The organism is Nocardia aurantia (assembly GCF_009604425.1).
GTDB classification, from domain to species: Bacteria; Actinomycetota; Actinomycetes; order Mycobacteriales; family Mycobacteriaceae; genus Nocardia; species Nocardia aurantia.
The window spans coordinates 344,599-356,846 of the sequence record NZ_WEGI01000006.1 but is presented as its reverse complement, the minus strand read 5'-3'; the positions used below and the strand labels follow the sequence as shown (position 1 = coordinate 356,846).

11 protein-coding genes are annotated in these 12,248 nt (G+C 72.0%); 6 read left to right on the top strand and 5 right to left on the bottom strand.

The annotated features are described in order from the left end of the window. Positions 1-64 precede the first annotated feature (64 nt). Positions 65-751, bottom strand: a complete 687-nt coding sequence (locus NRB56_RS15665; RefSeq protein WP_153342743.1) for a hypothetical protein — start codon at positions 749-751, stop codon at positions 65-67. Between the two features lie 126 nt (positions 752-877). Beyond that, the gene (locus NRB56_RS15660; RefSeq protein ID WP_153342741.1) at positions 878-2,080 is read right to left on the bottom strand and encodes an MFS transporter; all 1,203 of its coding nucleotides are present in this window, start codon (positions 2,078-2,080) and stop codon (positions 878-880) included. 242 nt (positions 2,081-2,322) lie between these two features. Between NRB56_RS15660 and NRB56_RS15655 the strand changes: the two genes are divergently transcribed. Continuing rightward, a complete protein-coding gene (locus tag NRB56_RS15655; RefSeq protein ID WP_319943050.1) occupies positions 2,323-3,282 on the top strand; it encodes a competence protein CoiA family protein in 960 nt (319 codons plus the stop codon). Between the two features lie 57 nt (positions 3,283-3,339). Here NRB56_RS15655 and NRB56_RS15650 read toward each other — a convergent pair whose 3' ends face one another. From NRB56_RS15650 to NRB56_RS15640, 3 genes are all read right to left on the bottom strand, one after another. Continuing rightward, positions 3,340-4,497: a hypothetical protein gene (locus NRB56_RS15650; protein WP_319943049.1), complete on the bottom strand. Its 1,158-nt coding sequence runs from the start codon at positions 4,495-4,497 to the stop codon at positions 3,340-3,342. Positions 4,498-4,607: 110 nt separating this feature from the next. Further along, complete coding sequence (locus NRB56_RS38350) at positions 4,608-6,110, bottom strand: serine/threonine-protein kinase (RefSeq protein WP_227837754.1); 1,503 nt, start codon at positions 6,108-6,110, stop codon at positions 4,608-4,610. A gap of 291 nt (positions 6,111-6,401) precedes the next feature. After that, on the bottom strand, positions 6,402-7,199 hold the full coding sequence (locus NRB56_RS15640; RefSeq protein WP_319943048.1) for an IclR family transcriptional regulator: 798 nt from the start codon (positions 7,197-7,199) through the stop codon (positions 6,402-6,404). 192 nt (positions 7,200-7,391) lie between these two features. On the opposite strand from NRB56_RS15640, the gene NRB56_RS15635 reads away from it, so the two are divergent. From NRB56_RS15635 to NRB56_RS15615, 5 genes are read left to right on the top strand one after another with little or no spacing between them, the layout of a single operon-like run. After that, a complete protein-coding gene (locus tag NRB56_RS15635; protein WP_153342737.1) occupies positions 7,392-8,435 on the top strand; it encodes an ABC transporter substrate-binding protein in 1,044 nt (347 codons plus the stop codon). After that, positions 8,435-9,439: an ABC transporter substrate-binding protein gene (locus NRB56_RS15630; RefSeq protein ID WP_153342735.1), complete on the top strand. Its 1,005-nt coding sequence runs from the start codon at positions 8,435-8,437 to the stop codon at positions 9,437-9,439. The genes NRB56_RS15635 and NRB56_RS15630 overlap by 1 nt, the downstream gene beginning before the upstream one ends. Continuing rightward, positions 9,436-10,326: an ABC transporter permease gene (locus NRB56_RS15625; protein WP_153342732.1), complete on the top strand. Its 891-nt coding sequence runs from the start codon at positions 9,436-9,438 to the stop codon at positions 10,324-10,326. Before NRB56_RS15630 ends, NRB56_RS15625 begins: the two co-directional genes overlap by 4 nt. After that, a complete protein-coding gene (locus NRB56_RS15620) occupies positions 10,323-11,039 on the top strand; it encodes an ABC transporter ATP-binding protein (protein WP_153342730.1) in 717 nt (238 codons plus the stop codon). Before NRB56_RS15625 ends, NRB56_RS15620 begins: the two co-directional genes overlap by 4 nt. Further along, positions 11,036-12,238: a M20 metallopeptidase family protein gene (locus NRB56_RS15615; protein ID WP_194290870.1), complete on the top strand. Its 1,203-nt coding sequence runs from the start codon at positions 11,036-11,038 to the stop codon at positions 12,236-12,238. The genes NRB56_RS15620 and NRB56_RS15615 overlap by 4 nt, the downstream gene beginning before the upstream one ends. The last annotated feature ends 10 nt before the right edge of the window (positions 12,239-12,248 follow it).

Genomic DNA, 12,248 nt, shown 5'->3' with positions numbered 1-12,248 from the left:
CGGCGATCAATGCCGATGCGGCCGTTGCGCTTGTACGACCCGGGAGCGAGTGTGCCCGCCCGGGTCAGCGCGAGGAGTCCGGCGCGGCGCCGAACGGGGTCAGGAAGCTCGGCAGCGTGAACTGCGCGCCGAAGCCGCCGTTGGCTCCCGAGTTCGCGCCGAAGCTGGCACCCGGGTTCGCGCCGGGTGTGCTGTCCGAGTTCGAGTTCGGCGCGGTGCCCTGGTTCGCGCCCGGTGCCGTGCCCTGATTTGCTCCCGGCGCGTTGCCCGGACCGGCGCCCGGCGTTGTCCCCTGATTGGCTCCCGGTGCGGTCCCCGAGTTGGTGCCGTCGGAGTTGGCCGAGCCGTCCGAGGTCGAGCCCGGCGCGGACCGCGCGGTATTGCCGGTGTTCGTGCCGGAGGTGGTCCCCGACGCGTTGTCCGAGCCGGCCCCGGGGGCCGTGCGTGAGCTCATGCCCGGCGCGTTGTCCGAGTTCGCACCCGGTGTGCTGTTCGAATTCGCGCCGGGCGCGCTGTTCGAGTTCGCTCCCGGTGCCGTGTTCGAGTCGGCTCCCGGTGCGCTGTCCGTGCGTGCGCCCGGCGCGGTGTTCGGGTTCGCGGCCGGGGCGCCGTCCATGCCCGCGCTCGTCCCCGGATCGGAACCGGCGCCGGGATTCGCCGGGTCGGCGGCGGCCACCGTGGGGGCCAGCGCCAACAGTGCGGCGGTCGCGACGACCGCCAGGGTGGTGCGTGCCATGCCAGTGGAGCTCATACGAATTCCTTCCGTGCCCGTCGGAGTGGGAATAGATCGGATCGAGCTCAGAGCACGTCCGAGTCTGGTGGGCGGCCGGAGGCAGGTCAACCATCTCGATACCCCTGAAACAGGGTCGAGACCCAGCTACTCCGCGGCGTCCACCTGCGGCGCGACGGTGGCACGGGCATGGAAGAAGCGCGCGGCGAAGATCAGGATCACCGCGAAGACCAGGGGAATCGCGAAGCCGGCCCGGCGTGTCGTGGCGTCCGCGAGCCCGCCCACCACACCGCCGCCGACCAGCGTGCCCGCGTAGTTGAACAGATTCAGCCGCGCGATCACCGCGTCCAGGCCGCGTCCGCCGGTGAGTTCCCCGACCTCGCTGAAGCACAGCGGCGCGATCACCGGCAATCCGATTCCGGCGATCAGGAATCCGATCAGGGCCGTGATCGGTCCCGGCGCCGCGACGACCACCGCCAGGCCGACCGCGCCGACCACCGCCGACACCCGCACGACCGCGCGCGGGCCGAATCTCCGCACCCACAGATCGCCGGTGAGCCGGGTGATCAGCGACGCGCCCTGATACGCGGCCAGCGCGAGCGCGGCCGTCGCCGAGGTCGAGGCCAGATCGTCCTTCAGATACAGCGCCGACCAGTTGCCCACGGCCAGGTCGACCGCGAAGACCAGCGCCATCGCCACGCCGAACACGAAATAGGCGCGCAGCGGCAGGATGCCCGCCCGGCCCTGCTCACCGGGTTCGGATTCCGCCTGCCGGGTGCCGAGCAGCCGCGAACCGAACCCCTGCCCGGCGACCAGGACCACGATCGCGGCCGTGGCCAGCGCCTCCCCGAGCGTGACATGCAGCTTCTCGCAGCCGGACACGAACAGCGCCCCGAGGATCGAGCCGGCGCTCCAGGCGCCGTAGAACGACGAGAGCACGATCCTGCCGTACCCGTGCTGGATGAACACCGCCTGCATATTCGTACTGGCGTCGACGATGCCGACGGCCACGCCGTAACCGCCGAGCGCGGCGAACAGCACGCCGGTGTTCGGCGACACCGCGGCGCCGAGACCGGTGACGGCGATGAGGCCCAATCCGATTCGCAGCGCCGCCCGGCTCGACCACCGCACCGCCAGATGCTCGGCGACCACACTGCCCGCCGCCGCCAGCAGGGAGATCAGCACGACCGCGACCAGGATCAGGGTATCGGTGAGATGGAACCGCTCCTTCTCCTGCGGCAATTCGGTGAGTACCACCGCGAGGAAGAAGCCCTGTACCGCGAAGGCCACCGAATTGGCCACGCGCGCAGCGCGCAGCGGTGACGATACAGAGGTGTATTCGGTGGCCATCTGCGCAGCGTAGCCGCCGCGGCCGGGTTCGGTGCGGCGAGTGCGGCGGCCGGATCTTTGATAGCCCATCGCTATGCCGGACGCCGAATGCGCAGGCGCGGAACGGAGATGGTCACGCCGGGCTAGCGGTTGGGTAACAAAAGGTGACCGGATCCCCTGAACCGGACTCGGTTGTGCGGCAAGCTGGATGTAGCGGACCGCAACGGGTCGCGGGTGCACGGGTGTGTGAGGGGCGTGGTCGCGTGAGCACGAAGGAACAGGCCGGGATCGGGCGCACGCAGGTGGCGGTCGCCGCCGCCGAGCGGGCTCCGGATCTGCTGAATCTTCCAGCGGTCGAACCTAATCCGCGCGGGCATCGGCCCGGGCAGCGCTGCCGTGAGCCCGACTGCGGTGACTGCCGCTGGGATGTGCAGCGGATGAAGTACTGGTTGCGCGGCTGGCTGCTGGCCTGCGGCGCCGACGACGCCGAGGTGGACCGGTCGCTCGGAGCGCAGACCGCGGGATTGTTGTGGCACCGCGACTCTCGACTGTATGCCATCGAAGTACGCAGTGCCCCAGTATCTTTGGAACAGGCTCGGGAGCGCACCGCGCGGTTGCGGGCGGTCGGCTGCGACGAGGTGCTGTGGCTGTGCCCGCCCGGCTACTGGGTACCGCGGATCCAGGCGCTGGCCGTCGACGACTTCGCTCCCGACGGGTGCGGATATCAGGTGACCGCCGGCCTGCTGGAGACCACTCACAGCGGCCTGCTCACCCCATCGGCCCGCACGCGGACACTGCGGGAATTCATCGAGGACTGGGTCGCCGGACGGGTGGCCTGGGGTATTCGCGACGAGGACACGGGAGGTTGGGCCACGGTGACCGACTGGGAACAGCACACCAGCGCACAGGCGGCCGTCATCGCGCAGCAGCGCCGGGAGCTGGTCCACCAGCGCACCGCGCTGGCGCTGGCGCGCAAGGCGACTCGCAAGAAGGATCGCCAATTGGACCGGCTGCAGCGGGATCTGGCGGAGGCCGAGGAGGTGGCCCAGCGGCTGGCCGTCACCCGCCGCCGGCTCGACGACCACAACCGGGTCGACGCGGGCCTGCGCTACGCCATCGAGCGCGAGCGGGTGGCGGTGCGGCACTGGCAGTTGATCACCTGGTTCGCGGTGTTCATCGTCGTCACCTTCATCATGGCGGCGATGATCATGGCGCAGCGTTAGTCCGCGGCCCGGCTCGGTCCCGGACCGGCGCAGGGGAGAGCGCGGCGAAGGCCGATATCACCGCTCCAGGCGGAAGGGTCCGCGCTCCCAGCGCCAGCCGTGGCGCAGGGTCAGCGCGGTCATGTCGATCACGTCCAGGTCCGCTTCCTCGCGGTAGCGGCGGAATTCCGTCCAGTCCAGCGGACCTCGGGCCAGGCGATTGCGCAGCGGGTGCTCCCGGCGGGCCTCGACGGTGTGGTGCAACAGGTCCGGGACGCCGAGCCGGCTGCCGGTGAACACGAGCCAGCCCCAGCCCTGTTCGTGCGCCCGCGCGCGGGCGGCGTCGAGCTTCGCCCGGTTGCCGTGGAAGGCCAAGCGGCCCAACGGCACCACGTCGATCAGCAGCACCCGTCCGTCGGTGAGCCGGGCGCCGACGGTGGGGTGATGCAGCCGTTCCACGTCGTCGAGCCGGTAGCCGACCGCGATCGGCCGCTCGGTGAAGGTGGCCACCGACTCGCTCTCGTCCAGCATCCGCAGCAGCCGGGCCTCCAGCGCGGTGTCGAATGTCGTCTCCCGGCCCAGGGTGTCGGCGAACACGTGACCGCGCGCGTCGTCGTCGGCGTCGACCGTGCGGATCGGCAACTCCGGCAGGCCGGCCGCGGCGCCGCCCGGCCATTCGGCCCGGCGCAGCAGCGGAACCAGTTGCCCGGCAATCGGTTCGACCGGCCGTGGCTCGGCCGGATGCCAGCGTCCGCGCTGCTGCCAGCCCGCGATGCGCTGGAACACGAAGCCCGCGATCCGTTTGGCGTCCATCAGCGCGTGCCCGGCCAGCCGCAGTTTGAGATAGGCCAGATCCTGTCCGGCGATATCGCTGTCGGTGACATAGGTTTCGCCCAGCAGCGCCCGCACCAGGCGCTCGTCGCCCCAGCCCACCGGATAGCGCCGCGCGAACACCCCGACATCCGGATGCCCGGTGGCCCGCACCCGCCGTACCATCTGCCCGACCGCGCGGGTGTACAACTGCCGCACCCGATCTCGCGACAGGTCGTATCGCGCGCCGATCATCGTCAGCGTCTCCGGGCGCTCGCCGTCCAGCCCGAGGCGCGCGGTGATCAACTCGCCGTCGCGGGAACGCTCCTCGGCCTGTTCGGCCGCCATCACCGCGAGGATCTCGTCGATCTCCTCCAGCTCGAACGACAGACCGTCGCGCACATCGTCGAGCAGCCCCGTGGGCACCCTGTCCACTGTCGTCACCGCATCCCTCGCCTTCGCACGTTCTTTCGAAAGCCTAGGGCCGCAGCGCGCTTCCGGCCGGGAACTCCGGGCGTGTCGGCCGGGCCGGGCGGTCAGTCCAGCGGCGCCGAGCGCCACCAGTCCAGGCTGTCCGCCGGCGTGGGCAGGATCGACAGCAGCAGGATCCGCTCCCGATCCGGGCCGCCACGGAAAGCGGTGACGGTGTAGGTGAAACCGCTGGAGCCGATGCCGGACATCGTGTACGTGGTGTACATCCGCCCGTCCTTGCCGCGCTCGGCCCGGATGTTCGGCGGCAGTCCGGTCAGCACCGACCGCGCGGCGGCCGGGCTGTCGTAGAGGTAGTAGAGGTACTGCGCGGCGGGCCGGCTGTTCAGCGCGCCGGGACAGTTCGCCGCCGTGGTCCAGTCGCCGAAGTACGGCAGGCCGTCGAACTTCTCGTGCCGGTTGCCGGACTCGAAGGCGCACCAGGCGTCGCGGAATCCGCTGTCGCGCCCGCCGATTTCGGGCACCATCCGCGGAAAGGTGTTGTGCAGCACCGCCGCGACGGCCGGCGGCCGGGCGTCGTCCGCGGTGGTCGGCGGCGCGGCGACGGTCGGCGCGAACGACACCGCCGGCACGGTGACCGGCTCGGTCCCGGCCGCCGCCCCTCGCTGCGCGGAATTCGCCACGGCCACAATGGCCGTGGTCACCAGCGCCAGCGCCACGGCAGCGCCGGCGGTGATCAGCGCGGCCCGGCGGCCCGGCCGCACGCGCCGCCGTGGCGCCGGTGGGTCCGGTGGCGCCGACAGCGCCCGGCGGGCCGCCGCCGCGAAGTCCGCGCAGCGGGTGAACCGCTGCCGCGGATCCGGGGCCAGCGCGGTCGCCAGCACCGCGTCCATCGCCGCCGGTACCTCCGGCCGCAGCGCGTGCACCGGAACCGGTGCGGCGCCTCGCGAGTCGAGCAACCCCGCCGAATTGCCCACCGGATAGGGCACATTCCCGGTCAGCAGCCGATACAGCGTGCACGCCAGCGCGTACTGATCGGCCCGGTGATCGACCTCGGCGCCCGCGAGCTGTTCCGGCGGCGCGTACGCCAGTGTGGCGGTGAGATTCCCGGCGCCGGTGAGATGCGTGGTGTCGTCGCGCAGCCGCGCGATTCCGAAATCCGCGAGCAACACCCGATTTCCGGGTTCGGCGGCGATCAGGATGTTCTCGGGCCGGACGTCCCGGTGCAGAATCCCGCTGGCGTGCGCGTAATCCAGCGCATCGGCGATATCGGCGACGATCCGCACCGCCTCGGCGGCCGGCAGCACGCGGACGTCGAGCGCCCCGGCGTCGATTCCGTCCACATACTGCATCGCGATCCACAACCGGTCGTCCTCGGCCCCGCGATCGTGCACGGCCACGATGTTCGGATGATCCAGCCGGGCAGCCAGATCCGCCTCCCGCTCAAACCGGGCCCGGATCGGACGGTTCGCCCCCAACGCTCGATCGAGTACCTTCACCGCGGTGAGCCGGGGCAGCCGGGGATGGCGCGCCAGATAGACCTCACCCATACCGCCGCGCCCCAGCAACCGCTCGATCGTGAACCCGGCGAAGACCTGCCCCGGTTCCATCACCCCGAACCTCCTGCCCGGCCGCCCATCCCGCGGGTCGCGGTCCACGCCCCGCATCGTAGGCCGCCACCGGGCACCCGTGCCCGGCCGCGGCCCGCCGGACCGGAAGTTTCACAACCGGATCCCGGCCGTACCCGTATACACGGCTGCCCCGGACCGGTACCTTCTCCCATCCCGCTGGACTTCGGGCATCACGGTCCGCCGGGCGACCGACGAGGTGCGCTGGTCGTTCGCCGCGCCCCGCTGCCGGCTGAAGGGCGTGGTCCCGAATCCGGTGACCGGCCCTTGCGGTCAGGGCAGCGCGATGACCGGCCGCGGGCCGGTGCGCCGCCGATTCGGCGGCAGCAGTACCACTTCCAGTGCGGTCGCGCACGCGGCGGCCTGTTCCGCGAACCAGCCCAGTCGCTCGCCGGTGATCACCTCCGGCGACGAGCGCAGCGCCAGCGCGAAGCGGGCGTGATCGTCGGCGTCCAGCACCGGGACCGCGACCGTGCGCACGCCCGAGGCGGATTCCCCGTCGTTGAGGGCGTATCCGGCGGCCCGGACCCGGTTCAGCTCCTCGCCCAACGCGCGGGGATCGGTGATCGTGCGGTCGGTCTGCGGGGTCAGGGGCGTGCCGATCTCCCGGTCCGCCGCGTCCGACCAGGCGAGCAGCACCTTGCCCAGCGCCGTCGAATGCAGCGGCCGGCGCAGCGCGCGACCGTGATCGTTCGCCAGCGAACTGCCGACCAGGATCACCGCCCGCGCACCGACCCGCACGGCCAGATCCGCGGTGACGCCGGTGCGTTGCGACAGCGCCGCGAGTTCCGGTTCGGCGCGATGCAGGCCGCGGCGGTGGTAGGCGGCCCGGCCGAGTTCGGCCATGGTCGGGCCGAGGCCGTAGCGGGCGGTGTCGGGGTCCTGTTCCAGGAAGCCGGTCGCGGTCATGGCCCGCAACAGGCGGTGGGTCGTCGAGAGCGGCAGGTCGGTGCGGCGGGCCAGATCCGACGCGGACAGGTCCTGCGGACTGTCACCGAAACAGTGCAGCAGCGCCAACGTCCGATGGACCGCCTGGGCACCGTCCCGGGGTTTCGCCGAATCTCCGCTCACCCGTCGAGTCTCCCACAATGTGGAAGCATTTGATCTCGTTCTGCGACTTATAATCTCGCTGATTCCATAATATGGACTACCCGGGTGCCGTCGGGCAGCATTGGGCGCCGAGCGGTCCGCCCCCGGCGGATTCCGGAGCGGGCCGAACTCGCTTCCGCTCGTCCCGTTCGATTCCGCCCCGGAGGTACCGCGATGTCCGCTCCCGTCCCGCCCGAGACGCTGGACACGCTGTGGTTCACGCGGTGCCCAGTGCCGACGGCCACCGGTATCGCGGCCGATCGGGGTTGGCTGACCGCCGAATTCGCGGCCGACGGCCTCGCGGTGCGCTCACTGCAGGACGCGGGCCCGGGCGTGCTGCGCGACAGTCACTACACCCACGCGCTGACCGGTCTGTTCCGCGAGGGCGGCAACGTGCCGGCGCTGTGGGCGCGCGCCGGCGGTGAGCCGACCCGGCTGATCGGGCTGACCTGGATCGAGGAACGTCAGGCCGTCCTGGTCCGCCGCGGCCACGATCTCACCACGCCGGCGCAATTGGCCGGCCTGCGGGTCGCGATCCCGCGCCGGCCGATCGCCATCGACTTCTGGCGGGCCATGGCCCTGGCCGGATTCGCCGGTGCGCTCGCCGCCGCCGGGCTCACCCTCGGCGACGTACGGCCGGTGGATATCGACGCCGCGCCCGGCGCCGGCCAGTGGGTCGCCGAACTCGGGGCGTTGCGCGACGGCCGGGTGGACGCGGTGTACGTGAAGGGCGCACTGGCCGTCGAGGCGGCCGCCCGCCACGACGCGGTGGTCGCCCTCGATCTGGATTCGTTCCCGGACAAGGGCATTCGCATCAACAACGGCACACCGCGACCGGTCACCGTGCATCAGCGGCTGCTCGACGAGCATCCGGAGATCGTGAGCCGGTTCCTCGCGGTGCTGCTCGAGGCGGCCGACTGGGCCGCCGCCAACCCGGCCGACGTGCCGCGCATCCTGGCCGCCGAGACGGGGGCCGGTGCCGCCGGCGTCGCGGGCGCCTATGCCTGGACCGGCCACCCCGACCTGCGCCTCGATCTGTCCGGGCCGCGCCTGGAACTGCTTGCCCGCCAAGAACATTTCCTGCGCGACCACGGCTTCCTCGCCGCGCCGGTCGACGTCGCCGCATGGGCCGACCCGGCACCGCTGGCGGCCGCCACCGCACTCGTCTCGGCGCGCGCCGGCCGCCGTGTGATCCCTACCGAAGTTCGGAGTTCCTGATGACCGTCACCCGTGTCCTGGCCCTGGCGGCCGCCGTCGCCCTCACCGCCGTGGTGTCCGCCTGCTCGTCCACCGGCTCGGACGGCGCGACATCCACGGCCGGTACCGTCACGGTCCGCATTCCCGATCCGGGCAACTCCGGCGCGCTGGCCCTCGGCAAGAAGGACGGCAGCCTGGACGCCGCGCTGGCCAAGGTCGGCGCCAAGGTGCAGTGGACCGGCAGCGCCGGCCCGTTCGCCCCGGCCGCACAGGAATTGGACAACAACGAACTCGACCTGGCCGAGGGCTCGATCACCTCGGCGATCGCCGCCCTGGCGCAGAAGGCGGGCTTCGGGTTGTTCGCCGCTGTCGCACCCGACGCCGTCGGGGAGGGCATCCTGGTCAAGGATTCGTCGGCGATCAAGTCGGTCGCGGACCTGGCCGGGAAGAAGGTCGTGGTGTGGCACGGCGGGTCCAGCGAATATCTGCTGCTGCGGGCGCTGGCCCGCAACAACGTCCCGGCCGACGCGGTGACGCGGGTGTACCTGCAGCCCGGTCAGAGCGCGGCGGTGCTGCACTCGGGTCAGGTCGACGCGTGGGCCACCTGGGCCACCTACTCGGTCTCCGAGCGCGCCAACGCCGGTGAGCATTTCCTGGTGAACGGTGGCGACATCGGTTCGCAGAACTACGCGGTATGGGCGGTGCGCAACGAATTCGTGCAGCAGCATCCGGCCGTGGTGAAGGCGTTCTACGACTATCTGCATCAGGCCGAACAGCAGCAGGCCGCGCATCCGGAGAACTACCTCAACGTGTTCCATACCTCGGGCCCGGATGCCTTCGAGGGCCGGCAGCGGGATCTGGAGATCGAATTCCTGCGGGCGGGCAGGCCGGCCTCGGCGATCACCGCAGTGGACAAGGCGGCGTTCGCCGAGGTGGCCAAGTTCTTCGCCGATCAGAAGGTGCTCGACGGCGCCTTCGACGTCGAACCGCATCTGGTCGACGTCGGCGCGCTGGCGGACCGATGACCGCGGTGGTGGGCCGGGCGGGTACCGGCGGCGAGCCGGGCACCGGCGCGGTGGTGGCACCCGCGGCGACCGAATCGGACGGCTCGCTGATCACCCCGCGGGTCCGGGTGCCCCGGCCCCGGCCGCGCGGGGTGGCGTTCGCGCTGCGCGCGCTGGGCCCGCTGGTGATCCTGGCGGCCTGGTGGACTGCCTCGGCCACCGGCCTGCTCACCCCGGACCTGCTGGCCTCGCCGCCGGAGGTGCTGCGTGCGGCCGGAAAGCTCTGGGACAGTGGGCAATTGACGGACGCGCTGGCGGTGTCGCTGAGCCGCGCCGGAACGGGACTGTGCTTCGGCGTGCTCACCGGGCTCGTCCTCGGCGTGCTGACCGGCTCCTGGCGGCTGGGTGAGGATCTGCTCGACTCGGCCGTGCAGACGTTGCGGGCGCTGCCGTTCCTGTCGCTGGTGCCGCTGTTCATGGTGTGGTTCGGCATCGGCGAGTCGGCGCGGATCATCCTGATCGCGGTGGCCACCACCTTCCCGATGTACGTGTCGACCTTCGGCGCGGTCCGCACCACGGATCCGAAACTGCTGGAGGCGGCCCGCACCTTCGGCCTGAGCCGGCTCGCCGTGGTGGGCCGGATCGTACTGCCCGGCGCCCTCCCGGCGCTGCTGTCCGGGCTGCGCCTGTCGACGACCCTCAGCGTGATCGCGCTGATCGCCGCCGAGGAGATCAATTCCACTGCGGGACTGGGTTATCTGATGGCACAGGCGCAGAACTTCTCCCGCACCGACATCCTGTCGGTGATCATCCTGATCTACGGCCTGCTCGGCCTGCTCGCGGATATCGTCATCCGCGCGCTGGAACGGGTGCTGATGCCGTGGCGTACCACGGGAGGGATCCGATGAGCCTGTCCGGCACCGCGATCGCGCTGGAGAACCTGACCCGCGCGTTCGGCGCCCGCCGGGTCCTCGACGGCATCGGCCTGACCGTGCGCCGCGGCGAATTCCTGGCCCTGCTGGGCGCCAGCGGTTCCGGCAAGACCACGCTGCTGCGTATCCTCGCCGGACTCGACCGGCCCGACGCCGGCACGGTCCTCGTCCCGCGCGCCCGCACGGTCGTCTTCCAGGAACCACGCCTGATCCCGTCGCAGCGGGTGCTCGGCAACGTCACCATCGGGCTACCGCGCGGCGCGACGACCCGCGAGACGGCACGGGCCGCGCTGGCGGAGGTCGGGCTCGCCGACCACGCGCGTGCCTGGCCCGCCACCCTCTCCGGCGGCGAGGCGCAACGCGTCGCCCTGGCCCGTGCCCTGGTCCGCGAGCCCGAATTGCTGTTGCTGGACGAACCTTTCGCCGCCCTGGACGCGCTGACCCGCCTGCGGATGCAGGACCTGGTCGCCGACCTGTGCGCCCGCCACCACCCCGCGGTACTGCTGGTCACCCACGACGTCGACGAGGCGATCCGGCTGGCCGACCGGGTCGCGGTCCTGCGCGACGGCCGCCTGGTCACCGACGAGACGGTGACCGTCGCCCGCCCCCGTGACCCCGGCGACCCGGACTTCACCGCCCTGCGCCGCCGCCTGCTGGCCGACCTCGGCGTCACGGGGGTGCCCCAATGAGCGGTCAGGCCGGTCTGCTCGACGACGCGCGCGCGAGGCAATCGGAGTTGGTCCGGTTGCGGCGGGCGTTGCACGCCGAACCCGAAGTGGGACTGCACCTTCCGCGCACGCAGGAGAAGGTGCTGCGCGCGCTCGACGGGCTCGGGCTGGAGGTGCGCACCGGATCCGCGCTGACCTCGGTGGTGGCGGTGGTGCGCGGAACCGGTTCCGCCGCACCGGTTCTGCTGCGTGCCGACCTGGACGCGCTGCCGATGACGGAGCGGACCGGGCTGGACTACGCCTCGCGGATCCCCGGTGCGGCACATGCCTGCGGCCACGATCTGCACACCGCGATCCTGGTCGGGACGGCCGGGCTGCTCGCGGCGCGGCGCGATCGGCTCGCCGGTGACGTGATCCTGATGTTCCAGCCCGGCGAGGAGGGCCACGACGGCGCCGCCCTGATGCTGGCCGAGGGATTGCTGGAGGTGGCCGGAGCCCGGCCCGCCGCGGCCTATGCCCTGCACGTGGGGGCGGCCGCGCCGGCAGGCGTGTTCGGCCACCGTGCCGGACCCGTGCTGGCGGCGTCGGGCACTCTCGCGGTGACCTTCCACGGCGCCGGCGGCCACGGCGCGGCACCACATCTGGCCCGCGATCCGATCCCGGCGCTGGGCGCCGCCATCGGTGCGTTGCAATCCCTGGTCACCCGCCGATTCGACGCGCAGGACCCGGTGGTGCTCTCGATCGGCGCGGTGCACGCGGGTACGGCGGCCAACATCGTCCCGGAGACAGCCACGCTGACGGCGACCACCCGCGCGTTCAGCGCCGCGACCCACGCCCGGCTCACCGCGGCCGCGGCCGAGGTCTGCCACGGCATCGCCGCGGCCCACGGTGTCACCGCCACCGTCGAGGCGATCGACGGCTATCCGGTCACCGTCAACGATCCGGAGCGGACCGCCGCCGCGACGGATGTGCTCGCGGAGCTGTTCGGCCCGGACCGGGTGCGGCCGACGCCGCAGCCGGGCTTGTTCTCCGACGACATCGGCCGGGTGCTCGCCGAGGTGCCCGGTGCGATGCTGACCCTCGGTGCCTGTCCACCCGGCACGGACCCCGTGCACGCACCCGGAAATCATTCGCCCCGAGCGGTTTTCGATGATTCGGTGCTCGCGGACGGCGTGTCCGCACTGACCGGGCTCGCGTTGCGCGCCACCGGATCGGCATGACCGGCCTCCG

Coding starts and splice junctions, on each gene's coding strand:
- NRB56_RS15620 (WP_153342730.1), top strand. CDS start 10,323: ATGAGCCTGTCCGGCACCGCGATCGCGCTGGAGAACCTGACCCGCGCG.
- NRB56_RS15625 (WP_153342732.1), top strand. CDS start 9,436: ATGACCGCGGTGGTGGGCCGGGCGGGTACCGGCGGCGAGCCGGGCACC.
- NRB56_RS15615 (WP_194290870.1), top strand. CDS start 11,036: ATGAGCGGTCAGGCCGGTCTGCTCGACGACGCGCGCGCGAGGCAATCG.
- NRB56_RS15660 (WP_153342741.1), bottom strand. CDS start 2,080: ATGGCCACCGAATACACCTCTGTATCGTCACCGCTGCGCGCTGCGCGC.
- NRB56_RS15635 (WP_153342737.1), top strand. CDS start 7,392: ATGTCCGCTCCCGTCCCGCCCGAGACGCTGGACACGCTGTGGTTCACG.
- NRB56_RS15630 (WP_153342735.1), top strand. CDS start 8,435: ATGACCGTCACCCGTGTCCTGGCCCTGGCGGCCGCCGTCGCCCTCACC.
- NRB56_RS38350 (WP_227837754.1), bottom strand. CDS start 6,110: ATGGAACCGGGGCAGGTCTTCGCCGGGTTCACGATCGAGCGGTTGCTG.
- NRB56_RS15665 (WP_153342743.1), bottom strand. CDS start 751: ATGAGCTCCACTGGCATGGCACGCACCACCCTGGCGGTCGTCGCGACC.